Raw genomic sequence first — 24,202 nt, forward strand, 5'->3', positions numbered from 1 at the left:
CAGGGCACGGTGGCCCTCCTCCCGAACACTCGCTCGATTCTGCAGTTTGTCTGCCACGGGCTCGTGTCTGTCCCCGGGGTGGATCGTGTCGAGTTTCGGATCGGGAGTGGCCCGTGGGAACGAGACGACGCCTTCACGCGAGCGTTCGCGCTGCGCAGCGGCGGCCACGACCACGGCGGGCTGCGGGTCCACTGCGAGGACCCCACGCCGTTCCTGCCCTACGTCCCGTACATCGAGAACTTGGCCGCGATGCTGGGGGTCATCCTGGAGGAGCGGCGCCAACGCGAGCTGAACGCCTCACACCAGCGCGAGCTCGAGGCGCGAGTGGAGGAGCGCACTCGGCAGCTGCGCGACGAGGTCCGCGACCGCCACGCGGCGGAGACCCAAGCGCTGTGGGAGAAGGCTCGCGCCGAACGGTACTTGGAGATGGCGGAGGCGATCGTCGTCGAGCTCGACGTCCAGGGCCGCATTGCGCTGATCAACAAGCAGGGGTGCACGCTGCTAGGGCGCACCGAACAGGAGCTCGTCGGCGCCGACTGGTTCTCCATCGCGCTCCCGCCGGAGGCCCGCGATCCGGTGCGGCAGGTGTTCCACGAGATGATCGCGGGGACCACCACGCAGGCGGAGTACTACGAGAACGAGATCGTCAATCACCGCGGCGAGCGTCGGTATGTCACATGGCACAACGCCACGCGCCACGACGACAACGGCGTCCCGATCGGGACCTTGAGCTCCGGCAGGGACCTCACGGAGCGGCGGCTCTTTGAGGAGCGTCGGGTCCAATCCCAGAAGATGGAGGCCATGGGCACGCTGGCGGGAGGGATCGCCCACGACTTCAACAACTTGCTGTCCGCGGTGCTTGGCTACACCGAGCTGTCGCTGATGGACTTCGGCCAGACCCAGGAGCTGCAAACCTATCTCCAGGAGGTCCTCCTGGCGGCCAACCGGGCCAAGGGTCTGGTCAAGCAGATCCTGACCTTCAGCCGCCGCAGCAAGCGCGAGGTCCAGCCGGTGCTGATCAGTGAGCTCGTCCGGGAGACCCTGGGGATGCTGCGGTCCTCACTGCCCGCTACCGTCACGATCACGCCGACGCTGCGCGCGACGTCGGCGGTGCTCTCCGACCCGACCGAGATCCATCAGGTGCTGATGAACCTGTGCACCAACGCTGGCCTGGCGATGGAACACAGCGGCGGCGTGCTCGGGATCGAGCTCGACGACGTCGACGTCGGCCCGGAGTTGGTGATCGAGCATCCAGAGCTCGCCATCGGTCCGCACGTCCGGCTGTCCGTGTCCGACACCGGCTGCGGGATCCCGTCACACCTGCTCGAGCGCATCCTCGAGCCCTTCTTCACCACCCGCGAGGGGGACGCGGGGACCGGGATGGGACTCTCGGTCGTGCATGGAATCGTGCGCAGCTGCGGCGGGGCGCTCACGGTCCATAGCGAGGTTGGGGTGGGTACGACCTTCGACGTCTACTTTCCGGCGCAGCGCCAGGCGGCGGCTCGTGCCGAGCAGATCCAGGGCGAGATCCCGCTCGGCACCGAGCGGATCCTGTTCGTCGACGACGAGGACTATCAAGTCGCGCTGGCCGAAGAGACCCTGGGGCGACTCGGCTATCGGGTGCGGATCACGACTAGCAGCCTCCAGGCGCTGGAGATCTTTCAGCTCGATCCAGAGGCCTTTGATCTGGTGATCACGGACATGACGATGCCCGGCATGACCGGGGATCGTCTCGCCAGCCGGCTGCTCGAGATCCGCCCGGGCCTACCGATCATCTTGTGCACCGGCTACGACGGCCGTCTAGACGAGCCCAGCGCCCTCGCGCTCGGGATCCGCGGCTACGCCCTCAAGCCGATCCCCATGGTCAGGCTGGCAACGATGATCCGAGCGGTCCTCGCCGAGTCAGGGCCGACGCGGCTCTAGTCGTTCTGCTCGTCGGGGTCGACCGCGGCAGCCTCGGTCGGAGGCTGAGGAGCGTTGACGAGCTGCGGTGGCTGCCACTGAGGCGCGGGTCGTGGGGTCTCGCTGGAAGCACGCCCAGCTTCGGTCGGCGGCGGCGAGGCCACCGGGGGCTCGGGCTGCTTGTCTGCGCTTCGCGGCGAGACGTTGCTGCCGATCTGCGGCCGCGCCTCGGGTGGCGGCGGACCACCCGGCGCGGCCGGCAGCCCCAACATGGTCTGCAGCGGGATCCCTGGCGCGGTCGGCATCTTGGCTTCGAGCGCCGGCTTGCCCTCGATCGGCGCGGGCGCGATGCCGTAGGCGGTGCCGCTTCGGCTCGCGGGTGCGGGGCTCGGCGTCGGCGCTGGGGCTGCGACCTCAGCTGGCCGGCCATCGAGCATCAGCCCCGGCTCGACCGCCAGCGCGGGCGCGGGCGCGGGCGCTTCGGTCGGCCCGGCGGGCAGCTGCGTGTTGGGGGCCACCGCGCCGTCGGGCATCCCCGTTGAAGCCAGCGCGGGTTGTTGCGCCTGCTCGTCAGGCACGACGCCCTCCGCGATCTGCTCTCCGTCGCCCGCGTCCACACCCGCGTCCACACCCGCGTCCACACCCGCGGCAGCTTGCGCCGCCTCGGCCGGGGCCTCGGACCGGACCTTGCGAAACCCGTAGGCGAAGATCGCAATGCTGGTCACGACGGCGGCGAACACCATCGACGGCAGATCCTCCGTACCGGCGATCTGGTACTTCTCCGAGGCCGGCAGCGTCGCGAGCACGCCAGCCGCCATCCCGCGCGGCAGTGAGATCGCTACCATCTTGCGCTGGCTCTCGGTGAAGCCCTTGCGCGCGACCAGCATCACCGCCGGGATCCGCGTCACGAACAGCGAGATCCCCACCACCATGCCCAGCAGCAGCAGCGACACCGGCCGCGAGAGCATCAGCCCGATATAGGTGAAGAAGAACGACTTGATGATGAACGCGGCCTGCGAGTGGACCGTGACAACGGTGTCGTCGAGCTCGAGCGGCTTGTCGCCAAGCGAGAACTTCATCATCTTCATCAGGGCCTCGGCGTTGCCCACGATCACCGAGAAGGTCAGCACCGCCATCGCCGGGTTGCCGCCGGTGTTGTCCACGAACACGTAGAGGATCATCAGGGCCGCGAGCGTGATCGGGTACGCGTAGGGGTTGCCCGACAGCGTGCGCAGCACCGGCATCCACACCCAGCCCGCGATCAGCCCGATCACCAGCGCGAACCCAAAGTTCTTGCCGAGCACCAGCGCCGCCTCGCCGCCGTTGGTCTCGCCGGAGTTGATGATGTTCATCAAGACCACGGCCACGACCACACACAGCGCGTCGGTCAGCGCCGACTCGAGGCCGACCAGGTTCGAGACCTTGCCCTCGACCTTGGCCAAGTTCATCGAAGGCATGATGATCAGCGAGCTCGAACCACCGAGCATCGCCCCGACCATGAGGCTGTGTAAGAACGTCCACGAGGCGGGCAACAGCCCAGTCAGCGCCGCGAGCTGCAAGATCATCGCGACCCCGAACACCGCCAGCACGAAGCTGAGCAGCGCCATCGCCGAGGCCTTCGGCGCGGCTTTGATCAGATCGTTGATCACGATCTGCCGCCCGCCATCGAACAACACGATGATCAACGTCAGCGCCGAGAACAACGGCAGGATCGGATCCAAGTTGGCCGGGTCGATCAGCCCAGTGACGTTGAGCCCGATACCCGCGAAGATCAGCCAGACCACGTCGGGGATCTGGGTCCGGGCGAAGATCACCTCGCCGACCGCGCTGAGCAGAAACAACGCCGCGATCAACACCAGGTAGCGCCCGGTCGGATCGACCTCGCAGCCAAGCGAGAGCGCGACCAACAGCACGGGAATGAAGCGTCGAACGAGGCGACCGTCGAGCCGGCTATCCATCTTCGGCGACACTAACAAGTTATCCTCGACCCCCACAGCGACCTTGGACTTCGCCGACTACAGCCACTGACGGGTCCGCTCGCTTCGCTCCTCGGGCCGCTTGCTCGCGTCCGCATGTGTGGCCCCTACAAGCGGGCTCGCGCGGCTGCGGCGAAGCTCTACGGGCGATCCGCGCGAGGCAAAGGGTGACAACCCGGCCACGAACGGCGATGCTGCGGCCCGTGCTCGGACTGCGCGGCCCAAGGCGACGCGTCGGCGTGAGGGTCCTGGCATTCGCCACGGGGATCGTCCTGTGGTCGGGGCCGAGCGTGCTCCTGGCCGCCCCACCGCCGGCTGCCAGCCCGGCGAGCGAGCTGATCCCCCCCAAGCCCAAGTCGACGATCAGCGTCAGCTATCCGGCCGAGCTGCTCGAGCGTGAGCGCCCGCCCGCGGGCACGATCGTGGTCCAGTACGTGGTCGGGGTCGACGGCCGCACCAAGGAGATCGAGCTGCTCGAGTCGGTTGATCCGGTCCTCGACCAGATCGCCCTCGACGCGGTCGCGCGGCTGGAGTTCGTCCCGGCCAGCTACGAAGGGGAGGCGGTCGAGGTCGTGCTCTCGCTGGCGCTGGAGCTGGGGCCGCCAACGCCGATCCCGGTCGATGAGGGGGCTGGCGACGGAGCTGGCGACCAGGTTGGCGACCAACCCGGCGATCCGGCCAGCGACCAGGCCGTCCCGCCGCCAGTGACGATCCGCGGGCGGATCCGCGAGGCTGGCCAGCGCACGCCGGTCGACGGCGCGTCGGTGCTGGCGGTCCCCGCCCCGCCAGGGTGGCCGCAAGGTCAGGTCAAGGGCCGCCGCTACGAGCAGCCCGAGGAGCCGGCGTGGCAGATCGAAGCGGACACCGACGCAGAGGGCTACTTCGAGCTGCGAGGCGTGCCCGCCGGGGATGTCCGCTTGGTCGTGCTCTCGCTTGGGTACGAGCGGCTCGACTTCATCGAAGCGCTCGCGCCCGACTCGATCCTCGAGCTCGAGTACTTCCAACACCGGCTCGAGACCAACCCCTACCGCACGGTGGTCACCACCGAGCGTGAGCTGCCCGAGGTCACGCGCCGCACGATCACCCCCGACGAGATCAACGCGCTCCCCGGCACCCAGGGCGACGCGCTCAAGAGCATTCAAAATTTCCCCGGCGTCGCGCGGCCGCCGTTTGGCGCGGGCCTGCTAGTCGTGCGTGGCTCGGCGCCGAGCGACACCAAGACCTACCTGGGCTACCACGAGATCCCGCAGCTGTTTCACTTTGGCGCGATCACGTCGGTGTTCAACTCCGACATCCTCGCGCAGATCGACTTCATCCCCGGCAACTTCGACAGCCGGTTTGGCAACGCGATCGGCGGCATCATCAACGTGCAGCCGCGTCGCGGCCGACGCGACGGCCACCACGGCTACATCGACGCGGATCTGTTCGACGCGGGCGCGCTCGTGGAAGGCCCGATCGGCAAGGGCAGCTTCGCGGTCTCGGCCCGGCGCAGCTACGTCGACGCGATCTTGCTCGCGGCGATCCCCCCCGGCTCCGGCATCGACTTCAACGTCGCACCCCGCTACTGGGACTACCAGGGCCTGTTTGACTACCCGCTCGGCGATGGCAACCTGAGCGTGCGGGTGTTTGGCTCCGACGATCAGCTCGCGGTCGTCAACCCCGACATCAACGACACCGAGCCCGACGACAACGACGGCTTCGACACGCAGATCGCCTTTCACCGGGCCGACTTGGTGTGGGAGGCCGAACACGGGCCGTGGAGCGTGCTGCTGACCCCCTCGTATCGCCACGATCTGTTCACCGGCAACGGCGGCGACACCGTCTCGTTTCAGGTGGTCCGGGATCAGCTGAGCTTTCGCGGCGAGCTGGGCTATCGGATCAGCAAGCGCGCGGCGCTGCGGCTCGGGACCGAGGTCGTCGCGGGCTCCTACAACCTCGAGGCCCGCGCCCCCGGGTTCCCAGCCGTCGGCGCTGGCGACACGGGGCTGTTCAACGCCGCAGATCTAGGCGGGCCGTTCGCAAGCCTGGCCCTGTACGCAACCGGCACGATCGCGGCGACCGACCGGTTCACGATCTACCCGGGCCTGCGCTTCACCTACAACGGCATCGTGCTCGAGCGCGCCGGCTTGGATCCGCGGGTGCGCTTCGCCTGGCAGGTCGGCGACGACACCACGCTCAAGGGCGGCGTCGGCCTGTACTCGCAGTTCCCCGACATCTTCGAGCTCAACAGCGTCTGGGGTAACCCCAACATCGCGCTCGAAAAATCGGTCCACAACAGCTTCGGCGTCGCGCACGTGTTCGATGACTACGGCCTGCTCGTCGAGGCCACGCTGTTCTACAAGTACGTGTACTCGATCGCGGTCCCAACCTCGGCGCTGCTGCTCAACACTGGCAGCGGCGCCGCGATCGTGCCCGAACGATTCGACAACGAAGGCTTCGGCCACGTCGGCGGGCTCGAGCTGCTGATCCGCAAGGATCTGACCAAGAAGCTGTTTGGCTGGGTCAGCTACACCTTCAGCCGGGCCTTCTACGATCTCAACGACGGCGAGGGGCTGGCCCGCTTCGACTTTGATCAGCCCCACATCCTCACGCTGCTCGCCGTCTACAAGCTCCCGCGCGGGTGGAGCGTGGGTGGCCGCTACCGACTGGTCAGCGGCAACCCGTACACGCCGGTCTACAACAGCGTCGTCGACGCTTCGGATGGCGGACACTTCCCGATCCTCGGGCCGCGCAACGCCGCCCGGCACCCGGCGTTTCATCAGCTGGATCTGCGGGTCGACAAGAAGTGGAGCTGGCGCTACGTCGGGCTGACCGCGTACGTCGACGTGCAAAACAGCTACAACCGGCGCAACGTCGAGGGGATCATCTACGCCTACGACTTCACACAAAAGCGAAGCATCGCCGGGCTGCCGATCCTGCCCTCGGTCGGGCTGAAGTTCGAGTGGTGAGCGGGCTCAAAGAGCCGCGCTGGTTGGGTTGACGCGGCTGATTGGCCCGGTGCTGGGGGTGGGCTTGGCGGCCGGCTTGGGCGTGGATGCGGGGCGCCGCTTGGGTCGACTGGGCAGCCGCTCGAACCACGCACGGGCCTCGAACACGCGATCCGCAAACCCCTGCGCGCCCGCGGGCAGCGGCTCGCCAGCCGCGACCCACTTCGAGACCGTCCCGCCGCCGCGGTTGTAGCCGGCGAGCGCCAAGGTCACGTCGCCCTCGAAGCGATCGAGCAAGCGCGAGAGCAACAAGGTGCCCGCGTGAATGTTGAAGTCGGGGTCGTAGGAGTCGCGCTTGCGACCGAGCCGCTTGGCCATCGCCCCGGCGGTCTTGGGCATCAGCTGCATCAGCCCCTGCGCGCCCGCGGGTCCGCGCGCGCGTCGATCGAATTTGCTCTCGACCCAGATCAGCGCGTTGATCAGCGCCGGTTCGACGCCGTGGGCAGCCGACGCCGCCGCGACGATGTCTTGAACCGCGTAGATGCGCTCGAGCTGCTCGTTGTCGAAGGGCAGGGTGACCTTGGGCTTGGGCTTGTCGCTCGCGGCCAGCAGCTCGGCGCTGGGCTCGATCAGGGGGGACACCGCAGGCGCCGCGTCCTCGCGCTCGGGCGCCGCGTCCAGCACCTGCGCCGCGTCACCACCGGCCTGCGCGGCAGCCCCGGGCGGGTTCGTGAGCTCACCCGTGCGCGAGCCGGCCACGCACGCCATCGCCATCGCCAGCGCCCCCAGCCCCATCCACCAACGTCGGGGCGGCGGACACCATGTGCCGCCGTAGTCACGCCGCATCACCACGAAGGTCGATCGTTCGTTCACACGCCTGCACATGTCAACCAAGCCAGCCGCTTCGGCCAAGCCCGTGTCCTGCGGGACCTCAATTGCACTACTCTTCGCAACGAGATGCGACGCGCTCCGCGATGGTCGGTTATTCATGTGGTCATGGCCACATTGGTTTTGGGCTCTGGCTGTACGAAGGGTGAGAAGGGGACCGACGTGTCCCCAAGCGACGCCCACGCCAATCACGATCAACATGATCAACATGGTCAACATGGTCAACATGATCATGGTCACCACGGCCACGGTCACAACGACGAGCTCAACGAGCACGGCTACAAGGGTCACACCTTCGACGATCCACGCGCGTGGATCGAGCGCTTCGAGTCACCCGAGCGCGCAGCCTGGCAGCGACCCGATGAAGTGGTCGCGGGCCTCGCCCTCGCGCGCGACGCCAAGATCGCCGACCTCGGGGCGGGGACTGGCTACTTCTCGGTTCGCTTCGCTGCGGCGGCGCCCCAAGGTCGGGTGTTTGCCGTCGACATCGAACCCAAGATGGTCGAGTGGCTGTCGCAGCGCGCCGCCGACGAAGGCCACGCCAACCTCGAGGGGGTGCTCGGCGAAGCCAACGATCCCAAGCTGCCCGAGGCCGTCGACGTCGCGTTCATGTGCAACGTGTTCCATCACCTCGCCGAGCCGCAGGCCTACTTTCAGTCCGTGGCGACCCAGCTGCGGCCCGGCGCGCGCGTGGTCATCGTGGACTTTCGCAAGGACGCACCCGAGCACGCGCCCGGTCCCCCGCAGTCCATGCGCATGAGCCCCGAGCAGATCACCGAGCACATGCAGGCGGCCGGGTTTCGACTCGCCCGCAAAGATCTCGAGCTGCTCGAGTATCAGTACCTGCTCGAGTTCGTGGTCACGGACTAGCGACCGCCCCAGCGACTGGCCCGGCGACCGCCCCGGCGACTGCGTCCGTGAGCTCGGCCCGAACGGCGTCATCCCAGCCGTTGACCACCCGTGTGATTCGACCGCTGCGGTCGAGCACGAACATGGTCGGAAATGTCGCGACGGAGAACTTGGCCGCCAGCGCTCCCGCGGGATCCCACGCCAGCGTGAACGCAGGCGAGAGTCCGTCGAGCCCAGCATCTGCAGGATCCGCGACGATCACGATCACCTCCAGCTCGCTGTGTTCGCCGATCAGCTCGGTGTAGAGATTGTGGGCCTCGACAAAGCCAGGCTCCCAGCTTGCCGAGATCTCGAGCAGCACCGGTTGACCGCGAAGGCTAGACAGCTCGATTGACTGCCCGCCGATCACCGGGATCGTCGCCTCGAGCTCGTCACCTGCGACCCGATTCGCCGGCTCTGCGGGCATGATCGGCGCAGCCGAGCCCACCTCCTCGACGGGGCTCGGCTCGGGCACTGTGGTCGGCTTGGCTGGGCAGCCCGTGGCCCCCAAGCTCAGCGCGACCATTGAACAAACACGAGCACGCGCGCGCATCACAGCCCCTCGTGAACCGCGTCGACCATGAGCTTGGCGTGATCGGGATTGGTGAAGCGCGAGATCCCGTGACCCAGGTTGAACACGTGGGCCTTGGCCTGCGCCCCGGCTTCGAGCGTGGCCCGAACCCGCTCGCGGATCAGCGCGGGCGGCCCCAGCAACACGCCGGGATCGAGGTTGCCCTGGACCACGCGATCACGACCGACCACCTCGATCGCGTCGTCGAGCTCGATGCTCCAGTCGATGCCGATCACGTCTGCGGGTGCGGTGGCCGTGAGCGCGAGGGTGTTGGCGTTGCCACGCGCGAACAAGATCACGGGGACCCGCTCGCGCCCCGCGGGTGTGTGAGCGCGAACCGCTTCGACCAGCGCGATCGTGTGCGGCAGCACGTGGGTCTGGTAGTCGCGCGGGCCAAGGGCGCCGGCCCAGCTGTCGAAGATCTGCACCGCGTCGACGCCAGCGTCGATCTGCCCGATCAGGTAGCGCGCGAGCAGCTGGGTGGTGTTGGCCATCAGCCGGCCAAACGCGGCGGGCTCACAGAACATCAGCTGCTTGACCTCGAGGAAGTCCCGGCTACCGCCACCTTCGATCAGGTAGCTGACGGTCGTGAACGGGGCCCCGCAGAACCCGATGAGCGGGACCCTGTCAGCGAGCGCGCGCTTGCACGCCCGCACCGCGTCCATCACGTAGCCAACCTCTTCGACTGGATCCCCCCAGCGCAGCGCCGCGATGTCGGCGGTCGTGCGCACGGGCTTGGGCAGCTGCGGGCCCGGGTTGAATTCGACCGCGACACCCATCGCGTCGAACACGACGAGGATGTCACTGAACAGGATCGCCGCGTCGACACCCAAGCGATCGATCGGCTGGACCGTGACCTCTGCCGCGAGCTCGGGCGTGCGGCACAGCTCGAGGAACGAGACCTTTTTTCGGATCGCGCGGTACTCTGGCAGGTAGCGCCCCGCTTGGCGCATGAGCCAGACGGGGGTCTGCGCGGGTCGCTGGCCGCGGCAGGCGTCGAGGAAGCTGGTGTTGCGAAGGGGCATTGCGCGCCGCGACTATATATGGGCGAGCTGGTGTTTGCGTCGCCAGTGGGGGCGGTCTGCTGATCACAATGCGCGCTTTGCACAACGGCGCGAACTCCCCCGAAACACGTGCTCGCCGCATTCGAAATAGACATACTTGGACGCACATCGGACCGCCGCAGGCGCCCAATCTGGCCATGGTAGGCCGTGCACGCGCTCGCACCCAACCATATTGGTCGGTGGGGATCGCCAAAAACTAGCAATCGCCCGGTTTGGGTGGGCTACACTTCAGTCACGGATGAGTGTCGGGAAACGCCTCAAGAACCGTGTTCGTCGCGCGGTCAGCATCGTCACCGATGACTTCGAGTACGGCCGCCACCTCGTTCGTGGCAACAAAGTCAGCACGGACATGTCGTGGACGCGGCCAGAGCTGCCCCCAGTCGTGCTGGTGCACGGTTTCATGGGCACCCGCGGCACCATGCTCCCGCTGACGCGTCGGTTTCAAGCCGACGGCCGGGTCGTGTTCAGCTACGCCTACGGGACCTTCAACCTGGCATCGATCCGCCGCTCGGCGGAGAACCTGACCACCCACCTGCGAACGATCTGCGAGGAGCTCGAGGTCGATCGTGTCGATCTCGTCGGCTACAGCATGGGCGGGTTGATCAGCCTGCACTCGATCAAGTTTCTGCAGGGTCACCGCTACGTCCGCAACCTGGTGATGATGGGCTCGCCGCTGCGCGGGACCTGGGCCGGGCTCGCCGGCGTCGCCACGGTCGGGGCGTTCAGCCCTTCGGTCTGGCAGGTCCTGCCAGGCTCGCCGTTCTTGGAGGATCTGCTCGCCGCGCCCGCCCCGGCGACCGTGCGCATGCGACAGATCCACGCCGCCTCCGACGCCCTGTGCCCACCGCCTGGCCCGATCGAAGGTGTGGCTCCGCGCGACTACATCATGCTCGCGGGTGGCCACTCGTCGCTGGTCGTCGCCGAGCACTTCTACGTGGCGTGTCGGGACTTCCTCGACGCCGCAGAGCCGAACGCCGCCGCACCCGAACAAGTGGCGAACACCGACCATGAACTGGCGGGGGTCGAGTACATGTTCGAGCCAGCCGCGGCTGAATTGCGCCTGGTCGCCAACGGCGTGTTCGACCACGACGCGGCCGAATAGGCCAGACACCGGCTGGAACCAGTCGGGGTTAACAAGCAAGAGCGCGGACCCAGGGGCCCGCGCTCTTGCTATTTACCGTTCAGTCAGCGGATCAGCCGCAGACTTCTTCGACGATCGCAACGGTCATGCCGTCGTCGCCGCAGTACCAGTTGTTGCCGTTCGCATCGCAACAGCCGAGGTCGTCGAGGGCAGGCTCGACCGACTCGCAGTCTTCGCCGGCGACCAAGCCGTCGGGGCAGCCCATCGGCGCGCCGCCGGGGTCTTCCCCGACGCCGCCACAGCCGTAGTACATCTCGGCTTCGAGCCAGCCGCAGGAGGGGGCGTCGCCGTCGCCGTCGCCGTCGCCGTCACCGGTGCCGGGATCGCCGTCGCCGTCGCCGGTGGTGTCGTCGCCATCGCCATCGCCGGTGGTGTCGCCGTCGCCGTCGCCGTCGCCGGTGGTGGTGCCGGTGCCGTCGCCGTCGCCGTCGCCATCGCCATCGCCGTTGGTGAGGGTGGTGGTGCCGGTGTCATCGGACACCAAGATGCAGCCGGTCGAGGAAGCGGCGAACGCCATCGCGCCGGCCATTGCAAGGAAGGAAATGTTCTTGAGCATGTCGTCTCCAGTAGTTGTTCGTCAGTGGCCACGAGGTGGCCTGGGGGGCTCACGACCGACGCTCATGCAGTCGGTCGATTCATGGGACACCAGCGCTCGAACAGTTCGCATGGTGACCTCGGGGAATGCAGCGCGGAGCCTGTTCCGCGTCGGTCGACACACATAGCAGTCAGGGTGCCAAGCACCAAATCCCCAAGGATCTCGGGCCAGTGAGTTGACGACATGGCGTCTGCTCGCTCACCACTGCGACACAAATGTCGTAGCCTCTGCGCGTAGAGCTAGTGCCGCACACCCTAAGTTCGCTCCGGGTTATGCACGGCACTAAGGCCCAATGGCAGTGTCGCAGCTCCTAGCAGTACGCCCGGTACAGCGTCGTCGCCGCTCCTCGCCCTTGGGCCTCAGCTCCGCACCTAACCCGGAGCGAACTCAGGGTGTGCGGCACGAGTTCGAGCGAAGCATCGCGTGGTGCACTTGCTGCGTCGCTAGCGTGGCGTGAGCACGATCAATCAACAGCGCGACCGACTGACCATCTGTGCGGATCCCACGAAGCGCGATGTTGGCCGCCTCGAGCACACCTAGCGCTTGGGTGATCGCGTCGTGTCGCTCCTCGAGGCCCGCGCCAACCAGGGTCAACGCCGCGAGATCACCACGATACTCGATGAGCTCTAGACCCGCGCTGGCGGTGGGCTGCTCTAGCTGATCGACGATTCGTCCGACCTGCGACTCGAGCGTCTCGACGTCGTCGCGCTGGCTGGCGAACAGCAGGCCCGAGACGCCGCGCTCGTCGATCTGGAGGTACGCGAGGCCGAGCCCGCCGAGCCCTCGCCCGAGCGCCGTCACGAGCTTCGATGCGGGCGCGCCCGGGTTCAGGCGCAGGCGCAGGCGCAGCTCGATCACCTGCCGCTCGCAGGTCACCGCGCGCACACCCGTGGGCGCAGCCGGATTGTTGCGAATCACGGTCTGCCCGGACTTACCGGGCTCGGGAAAGCTCGCGCGTGCATAGATCGCGATCCCGCGTTCGGCCGCGAGCTCGACCGCGCGCGCGTGCAGGACCTTGGCCCCCGCCCGCGACAACGCTTGCATCTGCTCATAGCCAAGCTCCTCGAGCCGCGCCGCGGCGTCGACATGGCGCGGATCACCGTCGTACACCCCGTCGACGTCGCTGTAGATCTCGCAGTCAGCCCCAAGCGCAGCCGCGAGCGCGACCGCGCTGGTGTCTGAACCGCCGCGACCGAGCGTCGTCACTTCGCGCTTGTACGAGACGCCTTGAAAGCCACCCACCACGACCACGTGACCCGCCGCGAGCTCGTCGAGGATCCGAAACGGTCGGACCTCGATGATGCGCGCGCGACCGTGCTGGTGATCCGTGATCACGCCGCACTGCGAGCCCGTCAGGCTGATCGCGGTGTGCCCCAAGCCGTGCAACGCCAGAGCCAACAGCGCCATGCTGGTGCGCTCGCCCGTGGTCAGCAACATGTCGAGCTCACGCGGTGCCGGGGGCTCACACAGCGCCCGCGCGTCGGTGACGAGCCGATCCGTCGTCTTGCCCATTGCCGACACGACCACCACCGTTGGCCGCTCGCTGGCTGTGGCTGCGATGATCTGCGCGACACGCCGCATGCGATCGAAGTCCGCGACGCTGCTGCCGCCAAACTTCATCACAACCGGTCGCGGTGGCTCGATCACGGCGCCGTCATAGCACGAGGCGCGGGCCTGGGGTTACCATGAGAGGCGTGGGTCTGCGGGTCGAGTTGCTGGGTTTGAGCGCGGCGTTGGTGGCATGCGAGGCCATCGCTGCCACGCCGAACGAACCCGACCCGACCCGGTTGGCGTACGAGATCGAGGACGCGCCCACCCCTGAAAAACTCGAGCAGGCTGCGCCCGCGATCGCTCAGGTCCCGGTCGATTCCGCGAGCGACGACGTCACCAGCTTCGCCCCAAGCTGGCGCATGCCCGCGCCCACGTCTGGGCAGCTGCCGCGCTGGATCCAACACCCAACCGTTGCGCGCGAGACCATCGAACAGCTGGCGCTGCGCTACGGCGTACAGGCCCAGAGCATCCGCGAGTGGAACAACATGACAGCGGAGGAGCAGCCGCACCCGTGGCGACCGCAGCCGCTGCGGATCCGTGCCCGGCGGGCGCCACCGCCTCGCCAAGCGCTCGATCATGCGGTCGCGCCGGGCGACACGTGGGGTTCGATCGCGCGGCGCTACGGGGTCGACTATCGCAACCTCCGCGCGTGGAACGTCAGCGAGCTCGGCCGCGAGCTCGACCCCGACGAGCACGTGAAGATCTGGGTGGATCCAGTCGTGTTCAACGCGATCGTGCACGACAAGCCGGCCAATGATCGGGCCGCGCAGGTCCGCCCGGGTGCGCACGGCGTTGGCACCCCGCAAGCCGGCAGCCTGATCGCGGGTGTGCAGATCCCACCGGGTGAGGGCTACGAGCTGCGGTTCCCCAAGTCGGCCTACGGGACGACCTTTGCGGTGCGCCAGACCGTCGCGGCCCTCGATCGCTTCGTCGCCAGCACGGCGCATCCGCATCCGTTGAGCGTGGGGACCATGAGCCGGCAGCGGGGCGGAGAGATCGGCAGCCACCTCTCGCATCAGACCGGGCGCGACCTGGACATTCGCCTGCCGCTGCGCGCCGAGGTCCCCCAGGCGCTAAACCCAACGCCGCGCCGGGTCGCGTGGAGCGTGACCTGGGAGCTCGTCCACGCGTTCGCCCAGACCAAGAGCGTGCAGGTCATCTTCTTGGACTACGACAGCCAGCGGCGGCTGTACAAGGCAGCCAAGGCGACAGGCGCGAGCGAGCAACAACTCGACGCGATGCTGCAGTTCCCCCGTGGGTCGGGCGCGAGCCTGGGTTTGATCCGCCACTCACCCGGTCACGAGGGCCACATCCACGTCCGATTTAGCTGCGGGCCCGCCGAGCCCGAATGTGGCTCGTTATGACCCCAGCTCCTCATGACCCCCACATAGACCTTAGACTTCGCCGACTGCAGCCGCTGACGCGTCTGGTCGCTTCGCTCCTCGGGGCTGGCTGTTCGCATCCGCATGTGTGGCCCCCTAGAGCGCCGACCAGTTTGAATTCACGACGCCAGGCACATCTGGGGCCGCTCCTGCCGTTGTCGACTCGGCGCTCGCAGTATGCCGGATACAGCTTCGGCCTCGCTCCTAGTCAGGAACGGCCCCAGACGCACCTGACGACGCGACTCCAAACTGATCGGCGCTCTAGAAGGGGGCTCGGGTGGCTTCGGCGGATGTCTACGGGGCTTCGCCGACTAGAAGGGGCTCGGGTGATGTCTACGGGGACTTCGCCGACTGTAGCTGGCCCCCAGAAACGACTTCGCACCGCGAGGTTACCCGCGGTGCGAAGGATTCTGACCCAGTCTGGATCAGTCTGGATCGGGCTAGATCAGTTCGCCTTGGGGCCCCAGTCGGGGGTGCTGGCGCCCTTGGCGATCTCGACGTTGTTGTTGCCGTCTTCGTTGGCCACGTAGATGCTGCCGCCCTGGGTGTAGGCGACCCAGCGGCCGTCGGGGCTGAACGTGGGATCGAGGTTGCGGCCGGGGCTCTGCGTCATGCGGACGACGCTGCCGGACTTCACGTCGATCTTGAAGATGTCGTAGCGGTTGGACGCGTCGCGGCCGCTGTAGACGATCCACTCGCCACGGTTCGCGCCTTGGCTCCAATCCGGGGACTGGTTGTAGTTGCCGGCCTTGGTCACGCGGCTCTCGCCGCCACCGGAGGCGCTCATGCGGTAGACCTGCGGGCCGCCAGCGCGATCGCTGACGAACGCGATCTGACCGCCACCGCTCCACGACGGCGAGCCGTCGATCGCGGGGTTCTTGGTCAGGCGGCTCTTGATGTTGCCGCTGCGGTCGATCGTGTAGAGCTCCGCGTTGCCGTCTTTGGACAGCGCCAGGGCGATCGTGCCGCCGTCGGGGCTGACCGCGCCGCCCAGGTTGAGGCCCGGGAACTTGGACACGCGGGTGGGGCCGCCACCGCTGCTGATCCACAGATCCGGGTTGCGCTTGGCGTAGCTGGTGAACACGACCTCGCCGCCGGGGCCCATGTTCGGGAGGATGTTGAGCGAGCGGTTGCTGGTCACCGCGGAGGTCGCCTCACCGTTCATCTGGACGGTGTAGACGTTCTTGCTGGTGACCGGGTCACGACGCGTGCGGACGAACGCGATCCGGGAGCCGAACACGCCGGGCTCCTTCGTGTAGTACTCGATCACGTCGTTCATGAACTTGTTGGCGGCCGTGAGCGGATCCCCTGCGGGGTAGCCACGGCTCAGCACGGGCTTGTCGCCCTTGCTGAGCTCGTACATCGCCATGCGGATCTGCGAGCCGGCCTCCGAGGTCAGGATCACGACGTCGACGTTGCCGACCGCGCCCCATGCCTTCTTGTCGAAGCTCGCGGCTTTGATCAGGGCGGCGGGCAAGCTGGCCCGCGGGATGATCTGAAAACCAGCAGAGATCTGCGCGTTCTTGCGAAGCAGGTCTCCGAGCTTTCCGTCAGCAGGGATCGCCACACCGAGCAGACGCGACTGACCTTGGACGCTCGCGTCCTGGAACGGCTGCATGGGCAGGGTTGGCGGAGCCGCGTTGGCTTCGGCCGGGGGCGTGCCCGCCCACAGGCTACCGAGAGCCAGCAAGGAGGCGAGGATGGAGGTTCCGAACAGCGTGCGCTTCATGATTGGGACACCTCGGGCGTCGGGGGGGAGCATACCCGTCGAGCCCGCACAATCAAAGGCGTGGGTCGTTCGGCGCTCGAACGGGGGCGATCTGCGCGCGAGGGCATGTGTGGCCGGCCAGAACGTGGCTCCGGAGCCAGACCACCGACGCCGGGTGGTGGGTAGCTCACGAGCGCGCGCCGGTTGAACTCACTTAACTTTGCCCTGGCTCCACGCGAAGTTGTAGTTGAGCACGACGCAGCTGGCCTTCATCTGCTTGGCGACGTGGGCGGGCGGCGGCGCGAACTTGAGGCGCTCGATCTCACCCCGGACCGCGCCGTCGAGGTCTTTGTTGCCGGAGCTGCCCTTGTCGTAGACCTTCTCGACGGTGCCGTTCTTGCAGACCTTGAGCCTGAACCGGTAGGGCGCGCCCGCGGGCAGCTTGGCGGCCCACGCCGGGACCTTCATGTTGTTGAGCGCGGACATGACCGAGGTCGCCCACGGGTCGCCGTCTTTCTTGAGATCGGCCCAGCCGTTGGGGTCGCCAAAGGGATCGCCAGTGGGATCGAGGTTGTTCGGCAAGTCTTTGTCGTAAGGGTTGTTGTCCTTGCGATTCTTGTCCGAGATCTTGGCGTCCTTGTTGTCGTTGACCGGCTTGTCGTCCTTGGGCTTCTCTTCGACCGGCTTCTTCTCTTTTTCCTCGGGCGGCGGCACCTCTTCCTCTGTGACCGCCTCTTTTTGGACGTCCTCGGGGGTGCGGGTCTCTTCGTTGATCGCCTTCTCGGGGATCTCGGTGGGCTCGACGCCCAGCTTGGTCAGCGCGCCCGGCTCGAAGTCCATCAGGAATTCTTCTTCTTCGGCGACCGAAGCTTCGGCGCTGTTCTCGAGCCACCACATCATGAACACCAGCGAGCCGCTCAACACGATCGTGCCCAAGAACGCCCCGATCAGCGCGAGCGGGACCGCGAACAGAGCCCGCAGCTCACGGAACATCGAGTAGAGCGGCGCGAGCACTGCCGGGGGCGTGCGGACCGGCGCGACCGGGCTCTGCGCGCGGGGTTGGCCTTGGGGGTGCTGTTGGTGGTTCATCGGTTCCTCGCGGCCGGACGTAGCGCAACAACCATGCCACGGGTGCAGCGGCCGTGCGAGACCAACGCCAGCCGGTCGACAACCCCAACACGGGCAGGTCTAGCGCACCTGCCGCGACACGCGGCGAACTCTGGCTCTATTCGCGCCGGGGATTGGTCACGAACCCGACCTCGGACACCCCGGCCTCCTTGAGCGCGATCATCACGTCGAGGATCACTTCGAAGGGGACCGTTCGATCACCCTGAATGTAGGCGACCTTGTCATCGATGATCTTTTGGTTCGCGGCCAGCTGCTCGGTCCAGCGGGCCTTGTCCGCGTCGAGCGGAAGCGCCCCAACGAACACACGACCGTTGGCGTCGACCGAGACGACCGAGAGATCAAACTCTTCCTCGGTGATCGGCACCCCGACCGCGTGGGGGATATCTACCGGAACCTGCTCTTGGTTCATGAGCGGCGTCGCCACCATGAACCCGATCAGCAGGCAGAACATGATGTCGATCAGCGACGTGACGTTGATCGAGGCGACCGGCTCATCACCGCTCGCCGACCCGTCATGCGTGACAATTCCAGCCATCTAGAGGCCTTAGAAGAAGTGCCGACGAATGATGTTGAGGTAGTCGCTCCCGAAGGTCGACATCTCGGCGTTGAGCACCTTCAAGCGCCGGTTGAAGTAGTTGAAGGTCACCACCGCCGGGACCGCCGAGAGCAGCGCGAGCGCGGTCGTGACCAGCGCCTCGGCGATCGGCTGGGAGATCTCCGACAGCTCGGCCGAGCCCTTGGCCGCGATCGCCAAGAACGCGTCCATGATGCCCCACACCGTGCCAAACAGACCGATGAAGGGCGCCGCGGCCCCGGTCGTGGCCAAGAACGGCAACAGCGTCTCGAGCTTGGTCATCTCGCTGACCTTGGCCCGCTGCAGCGCGCGCTCGATGTTGTCGGTGTCCTCCATCTTGGCGTGCATGGACTCGCCGTCCCCACCGCCCTTCTTGACCTTGGACAGCTCGACGTAGCCGGCCCGGAACATGGCCGCGAGCGGGCTGTACTTGAGACCCTCGGCGACCCGATAGATGTCGTCGAGGCGCTTGCTGTCCCAAAACCGGTCGAGGAAGCTGACCGACTGTGACTGCGCCTGGCTGATCTGGATCAGCTTGTAGATGATCACGAAGATGCAAAGCAGGACCAGCGTCAGCAGGATGATCACGACCCCGAGGACGATGCCCTTCGAGGCGGTCAACAGCTTGATCATGTCGACCTCGGCCAGAACCGGGGAGGTCGCAAGTGCTGATATTTCGGGGAAAATCACGGCGCGCGCAGGCTACACGGCCGGGCTGCGCGGGGGCAAGTGCGATGCGTGCCGGATCTTCACCGGGCCGAGGCTGCCCTCTGGACCGCGCTCGGGCGCCCTGCTAGACCCGCGTGGTGCTCGTCGGCCGGCCATTGGACCACCGCAGCGGCCGCAGGATCCCCGGCGCGCTCGCGCTCGCGCTCGCGGTCCCGCTGTTGGGGGCCTGCACCGAGCAGCCAAGCTTCTTGGTCAGCTGGGAGCTCGACGACGGACAGACGGCAGAGGGGATCGCGTTGAGTCCGGTCGAGCAGTGCTCGACGGTCGGCGTGTCCAGGGTCCGCATCACAACGATGGCCGGCACCTGCAACGGCGACGCGTTCGTCGGGACGGACGTGGACACGCGCGAGTTCGCTTGCTCGGCCGCCAACAACGCGAACAACGACGCGGTCCCCGGGCCCACGCTCGAGCCGGGCGAGTACACCGTGCTGATTGAAGGGCTGCGCCGCAGCGGCGATCCGTGGGCCTGCGAACACTCGATCTGCGAGCTCGGTCCAGACGCGTCATGCACCGCGCGCGCGGTCACCGAAGTGACCGTGACCGAAGCCGACCTGCCGACCCACGCGGTCACCTTGCTCAGTCCCCCGCAGTGTGACGACGGCATCGACAATGATCGCGACGGGCGCGTCGACGGCCATGATCCCGCGTGCATCTTGGATCCAACCGGCAACGAGTCCGCCGACGCCAGCGTGACCGTGTTCCAGACCTCGGTCAGGTTCCTCGGCAGCGCGGCGGTCCAGCCCTTCAACGTGGGGATCGACTCGCTGCTGCTCGAGATCGACGGAGCGCAGCTCGCCGTGATCGCGGACTACGAGCTGGACCTCACGCAGTCGCCGTTTCGCCTGCCGCTGCTGTCGAGCGGGCTCGAGCCTGGTTCCTACGAGTTCTCGATCACTGGCGTCGACGCGGCCCTAGAGCCGGTGACCCAGCCGTTCACCGTCCCGTTCAGCGTTGACGAGGACCAGGCCGCGTTCTTGGTCGAGACCTTCGACTTCACCGACGATCGCTTCCTCGCGCCGATCATCGAGCCGATCTCGCTCAACACCAGCCTGCGGCTGTCACCCAGCGCGGTGACCGGGCCCACCTGTGAGCTCGGTGGCTTCGTCGGCGGCCAGCCGATCACGCTCGAGCGCATGTGGATCCGGGTCACCGATGGCAGCCAACCGCTCGACGCGGCCGCGCTCGGGCTCACGGGTTTCGCCGCCGCTGGTGGCATGATCACGCCCGTCGACGAGGCCGGTGGCTGGATCAGCTACGAGTGTCCTTCGTCAACGGTGGACTCGGTCCCGCTCACGTGGGGCAACTACGACATAGAGGTCCAGGGGCGGATCGGCGACGAAGCGTGCTTCGTCACGCCGATGCTGACCGAGCTCGCGCCGCAGCCGTTCAGCGCGACGCAGCTCGGCCTCGAGCGCGTGCTCGTGGGTGACGTTCCACCCGCGGCCTGCTTCGAGTGCACGAGCAACGACAACTGCTCTGGCCAGGTCTGCAGCAACAACGTGTGCGTCGACAAGGTGCCCGAATCCAATGGCTGAGCCCGACAAACCGACGAAGAAGATCCCGCCGCGCACCAGCCAACGCAAACGTCGCGGCCACAAAGCAGAGACCGACGCGGCCGAGGCAGCCCGGATCGCCGAGGCCAACAAGCCCAAGCGCGCGGTCAAGGCGGTCCGGCAGCTCGACCCCGAGGCGTTTAAGCGCGTCGACCTGATGATCGGCTCGTTCGCGCAGCGCCGGTTCGGCGGGATGATGCCCGAGGTCGCCAAGGCCTTCTTCGCGGTCGCGCGTGGCAACGAGGCCAACCACCCCGAGCTGCAGCAGGCGTTCGCGCTCTACTTCGTCTACGGCTACCGCGACAACCAGGGCCTGCGGGTGCTCGACATGTTCGCGCAGCACGGACTGCAGCTCGACCGCGAGCAGAACCGGGTGCTCGAGGCGTGCATGCGCGCGCGCTTCGTGGTGTTCGGGCTCGAGCGCAAGAACGACTCCAACAAGCAGCTGATCGGCCGCGACATCCTGCGCGAGACGCCAATGACGGTGCTCGACAACGTCGCGTTCGCGCAGCTGAGCCCGGGCGATGTGCTTGGCGCCTACATGTTCCCGGTTGGGGATCTGTGGCGGCCGCTCGGCATGGCAACCAAGGTCGCGCGGGCCAATACCAAGGCGCTGAGTCAGGGGTTGAGCCAGCTCTCGGGCGCCCAGAACTTGGCCCCGATCGCGCTGCCGGATCGCCGGCCGGCGCAGGTGTTCTGGACGATGTACCGCGTGGCCGAGCTCAACTTCACCGGCGGCGGCCCAGCGGCCAAGTAGCTGAGCAGCCGAGCCCTCGCCCGAGCTGACAGTCCGCTGCCCACGGCGAGCCTGTCCTCGAATGCCGTCCGCAAGCGGGCGAGAAGCCCTCGCCCGAGCTGAAGACCGCTCAGTTCGGGCCAAACCTGCGCTCGCGCTCGGCTACCCAGTCGGGTGGCACCGCGGGCGAGCGCAGCTTCGCCTTCATGAACAGCATCCCGGCGGCGACGTGGTCAAAGTAGGTCTGCAGCGCCCGGGCCGGCTCGGGACCTTCGGCCAGCTCGATCACCCGCGCGCCCGCTTCGAAGCTCGAGATCCTGCTGGGCTCCGAGGGCACCCGCACGCCCCAGTGTGAAGGCGGACCCTCGGGCAGCGCGAACGCCTGCATCGCCGCGAGCTCGGGCACGCGTCGGCTCATGCGCGAGCACTGGGCCCAGGTCCCGTCGAGCAGCACCACGGTCTGGATCGCGTCGGGGCGGGCGGCCTTGCGCGCGTCGAGCTGCGCGCGATCCAGGATCGGCGCGGGCTCGGGGGTCCCGCCCTCTGGATCGTGCACGCGTGGGAAGATCAGCAGGTAGTCGCGCTCGGACCGGGTCAGGGCGCTGGCGTCGAACTCGAGCTCGCGCACGCCAAACTGGATCAGCTCACAGTTGGTCAGGACCTGCGGCAGCAGCCGCGCGGTGTTGGTGGGCTTGTTGCGCTCTTTGTTGTTCTGCACGACCAGCAGGGCGGTCGCGAGGGAGAGCTTAGGCCGGTGCGCGCACACGCACAGCTCTTCGTGCAGCCCACACCCGTCACACCGCCGGGCTTCGAAGCGACGCTGACCCATCAGCGCAGATCCTCGACCGCCGCGCTGACGGCCTCGCGGGCGGCCGCCGGAAACATCACGCGATACGAGACGAACTCTTGCGAGGACAGGGCGTACATCAGCGGCGAGGCCTCGAGCAGGCTCTGCACCCGCGGGCCCGACAGCACGACCAGCGCCTCGTCCTCGACGTAGGCGTGGATCTTCACCCGATCGGTCGCCGCAAAGTAGCGCGGGTCGAAGCCGGCCGCCGCGACCACTGGATCCACGCGCGCGCGGACCTGCTCGTCGCTGATCTCATCGCGCAGCTTGACGCTCTTGAGCAGCTTGCGCTCGCGCACGGCGGTCGCGAGCGCGGCGAGGGTTGGATCTTGTCGCTCATGGCCGCCCGCGTAGTGCGACAGCGCGGTTTCGAGCGCGCTGTCGTCGAGATCCAGGTACTCGCGGGTCGACAGCTCGCGCCCTCGAAACAGCTGCACGAGGGCCGCGGGGGTCCCGGGGGCGGCTTCGGCGTAGGTCTGCAGCAGCTCACCGAGCCGGCGAAACATCGCGCGGATCGTGACCTCGGCCGCGCGCACGGCCTTGTGCAAGTACAGCTGGCGGTACATGTACAGCCGCGCCAAGAAGAAGCCCTCGACCGCGGTCAGGCCCTTGGCCCCGTCGACCGCGAGCGTGGCCGCGGTGCCGCCTGCCGGCAGGTACAGGCGCAGCGAGGCCAGCAACCACTCGAGGTCCAGCAGCCCGTAGCGGACCCCCGTCATGTGGCTGTCTCGCATCAGGTAGTCGCAGCGGTCCACGTCGAAGGTGCCAGACACGGCCCGCGCCAGGTGGCGGATCGGGCAGACCCCGTGGATCAGCCGCTCCACGGCGGCCGGGGCCTGCTCGTCGAACTCGCGCAGGGCCGCGTGGACCTCGGTGTCAGCGTCCATGATGATCTGTGTGGTCCACGCCTCGTGAGTTCGGGCGTGGGCCTTGGGGACCACCTGCTCAAAAGTATGGGAGAGCGGGCCGTGACCAAGGTCGTGCAGCAGCGCGGCGGCCAAGGCGATCGCCTCCCACCATGGGTCGATCCTGTCGTGGCTGGGCAGCTCGTCGGCGAGTGACCGCACCCGCTCGAGGTAGCGCTGCATCACGTGGGCCGAGCCGACCGCATGGGCGAAGCGCGAGTGCTCGCCCCCGGGGAACGCCAGCGAGGCCAGCCCCAGCGCCCGGATCCGCCGCAGCCGCTGGACCTCCCGGGTGTCGATCAGCCGAACCAGCAGGCGGTGCCCGGCCGAGCGCGGGCCGTCGCGCAGGGAGAAAGAGATCAGGCCATGAACTGGATCGCGCAGGATCACTGGCGCCTAAGTTATCAGTGTTTTCAGCGCGGACCGACGAATCTCCCGAAACCAGCCCATTCTCGTCGGCGATGATATGCTCCCGGCGCCGCGCGACGGCCCCGCCTCCTCGACATGTTCAACTGCTCGAATTGCGGCCACCAGATCGACGACGCCCGCGTGTCCCCGCCGCCGTTTTGCCCACGTTGTGGGGAAGCGACAAGCGACGAAGACTCGCCCTTCGGAGACGGCGACGGGGAGATGTCCCCGCTGCCACCCCCTCCGCCAATGGGCTCGCCCTTGCCTCCGCCGCCGCCGATGGGCGTCATGCCCGGCGCCGGCGCTGGCGATCCGGGCGCAGTCCCGCCGCCGCCGCGATCCGGCCGCGGTGAGCCCTCGAAGACCCTGTTTGGCATGCAGGGGCTGAGCTTTGACGGCAGCTTTGATGACGACGGCGGCCTCGCATTTCCCACCGACGACGAGGACGAGGAGCAGCCGCTGAGCGCTGTCGCGCCCGTTGACGACGGCGGCCTCGCGTTTCCCACCGATGACGACAGCGGGGTGGCGTTCAAGCGTGACGACCTCGCGTTCGACGATGGCCTCGAGTTTCCGACCGACGACGACGACGACGAAGTGTTCGCGCCGCCGGTCCGACCCCCTGCGGCTGCGCCCGTGCCCAAACCGCCGGCGGGCCGGCCACCGCCACCGCCTGCTCGCGCGGCCGCTCCGCCGCCTGCTCGGCCCGCCCCGCCACCTGCTCGGCCCGCA

Annotated in this window: 19 protein-coding genes and 1 pseudogene; 8 read left to right on the plus strand and 12 right to left on the minus strand. The window is 67.7% G+C overall.

What is annotated here, in order from left to right; all coding sequences use genetic code 11:
* Positions 1-63 precede the first annotated feature (63 nt).
* Positions 64-1,923: a hybrid sensor histidine kinase/response regulator gene (locus DB30_RS27160; RefSeq protein ID WP_146660820.1), complete on the plus strand. Its 1,860-nt coding sequence runs from the start codon at positions 64-66 to the stop codon at positions 1,921-1,923.
* On the opposite strand, the gene DB30_RS27165 is transcribed toward DB30_RS27160, so the two are convergent.
* A complete protein-coding gene (locus DB30_RS27165) occupies positions 1,920-3,860 on the minus strand; it encodes a cation:proton antiporter domain-containing protein (protein ID WP_052554207.1) in 1,941 nt (646 codons plus the stop codon). The two genes, DB30_RS27160 and DB30_RS27165, sit on opposite strands and share 4 nt — an antisense overlap.
* A 257-nt stretch (positions 3,861-4,117) precedes the next feature.
* On the opposite strand from DB30_RS27165, the gene DB30_RS27170 reads away from it, so the two are divergent.
* Positions 4,118-6,826 carry a TonB-dependent receptor domain-containing protein gene (locus DB30_RS27170; RefSeq protein WP_165703971.1) on the plus strand — a complete coding sequence of 903 codons (2,709 nt, stop codon included), beginning with the start codon at positions 4,118-4,120 and terminating at the stop codon, positions 6,824-6,826.
* Positions 6,827-6,832: 6 nt separating this feature from the next.
* Here the strand turns inward: DB30_RS27170 and DB30_RS27175 are convergent, their stop codons facing one another.
* Positions 6,833-7,678, minus strand: coding sequence for a transglycosylase SLT domain-containing protein (locus DB30_RS27175; RefSeq protein WP_146660822.1), 846 nt, complete (start codon positions 7,676-7,678; stop codon positions 6,833-6,835).
* 123 nt (positions 7,679-7,801) lie between these two features.
* On the opposite strand from DB30_RS27175, the gene DB30_RS27180 reads away from it, so the two are divergent.
* Positions 7,802-8,563 (plus strand): class I SAM-dependent methyltransferase, encoded by a 762-nt coding sequence (locus tag DB30_RS27180; protein ID WP_165703972.1) that lies wholly within the window; start codon positions 7,802-7,804, stop codon positions 8,561-8,563.
* On the opposite strand, the gene DB30_RS27185 is transcribed toward DB30_RS27180, so the two are convergent.
* Together DB30_RS27185 and hemE are read right to left on the minus strand one after the other, a co-directional pair.
* Positions 8,553-9,056, minus strand: coding sequence for a peroxiredoxin family protein (locus DB30_RS27185; protein WP_165703973.1), 504 nt, complete (start codon positions 9,054-9,056; stop codon positions 8,553-8,555). The two genes, DB30_RS27180 and DB30_RS27185, sit on opposite strands and share 11 nt — an antisense overlap.
* 77 nt (positions 9,057-9,133) lie before the next feature.
* A complete protein-coding gene (hemE, locus tag DB30_RS27190; protein WP_052554215.1) occupies positions 9,134-10,177 on the minus strand; it encodes a uroporphyrinogen decarboxylase in 1,044 nt (347 codons plus the stop codon).
* Between the two features lie 277 nt (positions 10,178-10,454).
* Between hemE and DB30_RS27195 the strand changes: the two genes are divergently transcribed.
* Positions 10,455-11,318, plus strand: coding sequence for an esterase/lipase family protein (locus tag DB30_RS27195; protein ID WP_052554216.1), 864 nt, complete (start codon positions 10,455-10,457; stop codon positions 11,316-11,318).
* A gap of 91 nt (positions 11,319-11,409) precedes the next feature.
* On the opposite strand, the gene DB30_RS41700 is transcribed toward DB30_RS27195, so the two are convergent.
* Both DB30_RS41700 and DB30_RS27205 read right to left on the minus strand, forming a co-directional pair.
* The gene (locus tag DB30_RS41700) at positions 11,410-11,913 is read right to left on the minus strand and encodes a hypothetical protein (RefSeq protein WP_205633076.1); all 504 of its coding nucleotides are present in this window, start codon (positions 11,911-11,913) and stop codon (positions 11,410-11,412) included.
* A 426-nt stretch (positions 11,914-12,339) separates the two neighbouring features.
* Complete coding sequence (locus DB30_RS27205; protein WP_240480340.1) at positions 12,340-13,599, minus strand: aspartate kinase; 1,260 nt, start codon at positions 13,597-13,599, stop codon at positions 12,340-12,342.
* Positions 13,600-13,646: 47 nt separating this feature from the next.
* On the opposite strand from DB30_RS27205, the gene DB30_RS27210 reads away from it, so the two are divergent.
* Positions 13,647-14,867: a penicillin-insensitive murein endopeptidase gene (locus DB30_RS27210; RefSeq protein ID WP_052554221.1), complete on the plus strand. Its 1,221-nt coding sequence runs from the start codon at positions 13,647-13,649 to the stop codon at positions 14,865-14,867.
* Between the two features lie 463 nt (positions 14,868-15,330).
* Here the strand turns inward: DB30_RS27210 and DB30_RS27215 are convergent, their stop codons facing one another.
* The 4 genes from DB30_RS27215 to DB30_RS27230 all read right to left on the minus strand — a co-directional run bounded on the left by DB30_RS27215 (position 15,331) and on the right by DB30_RS27230 (position 18,928).
* On the minus strand, positions 15,331-16,614 hold the full coding sequence (locus DB30_RS27215) for a DPP IV N-terminal domain-containing protein (RefSeq protein WP_052554223.1): 1,284 nt from the start codon (positions 16,612-16,614) through the stop codon (positions 15,331-15,333).
* A gap of 189 nt (positions 16,615-16,803) precedes the next feature.
* Positions 16,804-17,682: a TonB C-terminal domain-containing protein gene (locus tag DB30_RS27220; protein WP_146660831.1), complete on the minus strand. Its 879-nt coding sequence runs from the start codon at positions 17,680-17,682 to the stop codon at positions 16,804-16,806.
* Positions 17,683-17,818: 136 nt separating this feature from the next.
* Positions 17,819-18,256 (minus strand): ExbD/TolR family protein, encoded by a 438-nt coding sequence (locus DB30_RS27225; RefSeq protein WP_052554232.1) that lies wholly within the window; start codon positions 18,254-18,256, stop codon positions 17,819-17,821.
* A gap of 9 nt (positions 18,257-18,265) precedes the next feature.
* The gene (locus DB30_RS27230; protein WP_052554234.1) at positions 18,266-18,928 is read right to left on the minus strand and encodes a MotA/TolQ/ExbB proton channel family protein; all 663 of its coding nucleotides are present in this window, start codon (positions 18,926-18,928) and stop codon (positions 18,266-18,268) included.
* A 191-nt stretch (positions 18,929-19,119) separates the two neighbouring features.
* Between DB30_RS27230 and DB30_RS27235 the strand changes: the two genes are divergently transcribed.
* Together DB30_RS27235 and DB30_RS27240 are read left to right on the plus strand one after the other, a co-directional pair.
* Positions 19,120-20,559: a hypothetical protein gene (locus tag DB30_RS27235; RefSeq protein WP_165703974.1), complete on the plus strand. Its 1,440-nt coding sequence runs from the start codon at positions 19,120-19,122 to the stop codon at positions 20,557-20,559.
* Positions 20,552-21,334, plus strand: coding sequence for a hypothetical protein (locus DB30_RS27240; RefSeq protein WP_052554238.1), 783 nt, complete (start codon positions 20,552-20,554; stop codon positions 21,332-21,334). The genes DB30_RS27235 and DB30_RS27240 overlap by 8 nt, the downstream gene beginning before the upstream one ends.
* 109 nt (positions 21,335-21,443) lie before the next feature.
* Here DB30_RS27240 and DB30_RS27245 read toward each other — a convergent pair whose 3' ends face one another.
* Entirely contained in the window at positions 21,444-22,142 is a 699-nt protein-coding gene (locus DB30_RS27245) for a tRNA-uridine aminocarboxypropyltransferase (protein WP_052554240.1), read from the minus strand.
* Positions 22,142-23,455: an HD domain-containing protein gene (locus tag DB30_RS27250; RefSeq protein WP_052554242.1), complete on the minus strand. Its 1,314-nt coding sequence runs from the start codon at positions 23,453-23,455 to the stop codon at positions 22,142-22,144. Before DB30_RS27250 ends, DB30_RS27245 begins: the two co-directional genes overlap by 1 nt.
* Before the next feature lie 267 nt (positions 23,456-23,722).
* Between DB30_RS27250 and DB30_RS27255 the strand changes: the two are divergent.
* Positions 23,723-24,202: pseudogene (locus DB30_RS27255) on the plus strand (hypothetical protein); the annotation flags it as partial.

Origin of the sequence: Enhygromyxa salina, from assembly GCF_000737335.2 — a bacterium.
Taxonomy (GTDB): domain Bacteria; phylum Myxococcota_A; class Polyangia; order Nannocystales; family Nannocystaceae; genus Plesiocystis; species Plesiocystis salina_C.

What these genes read in the sequence shown, in the direction of transcription:
- DB30_RS27165 (WP_052554207.1), bottom strand. Translation starts at nt 3,860, where the DNA reads ATGGATAGCCGGCTCGACGGTCGCCTCGTTCGACGCTTCATTCCCGTG.
- DB30_RS27180 (WP_165703972.1), top strand. Translation starts at nt 7,802, where the DNA reads ATGGCCACATTGGTTTTGGGCTCTGGCTGTACGAAGGGTGAGAAGGGG.
- hemE (WP_052554215.1), bottom strand. Translation starts at nt 10,177, where the DNA reads ATGCCCCTTCGCAACACCAGCTTCCTCGACGCCTGCCGCGGCCAGCGA.
- DB30_RS27195 (WP_052554216.1), top strand. Translation starts at nt 10,455, where the DNA reads ATGAGTGTCGGGAAACGCCTCAAGAACCGTGTTCGTCGCGCGGTCAGC.
- DB30_RS41700 (WP_205633076.1), bottom strand. Translation starts at nt 11,913, where the DNA reads ATGCTCAAGAACATTTCCTTCCTTGCAATGGCCGGCGCGATGGCGTTC.
- DB30_RS27215 (WP_052554223.1), bottom strand. Translation starts at nt 16,614, where the DNA reads ATGAAGCGCACGCTGTTCGGAACCTCCATCCTCGCCTCCTTGCTGGCT.
- DB30_RS27220 (WP_146660831.1), bottom strand. Translation starts at nt 17,682, where the DNA reads ATGAACCACCAACAGCACCCCCAAGGCCAACCCCGCGCGCAGAGCCCG.
- DB30_RS27225 (WP_052554232.1), bottom strand. Translation starts at nt 18,256, where the DNA reads ATGGCTGGAATTGTCACGCATGACGGGTCGGCGAGCGGTGATGAGCCG.
- DB30_RS27230 (WP_052554234.1), bottom strand. Translation starts at nt 18,928, where the DNA reads ATGATCAAGCTGTTGACCGCCTCGAAGGGCATCGTCCTCGGGGTCGTG.
- DB30_RS27240 (WP_052554238.1), top strand. Translation starts at nt 20,552, where the DNA reads ATGGCTGAGCCCGACAAACCGACGAAGAAGATCCCGCCGCGCACCAGC.
- DB30_RS27245 (WP_052554240.1), bottom strand. Translation starts at nt 22,142, where the DNA reads ATGGGTCAGCGTCGCTTCGAAGCCCGGCGGTGTGACGGGTGTGGGCTG.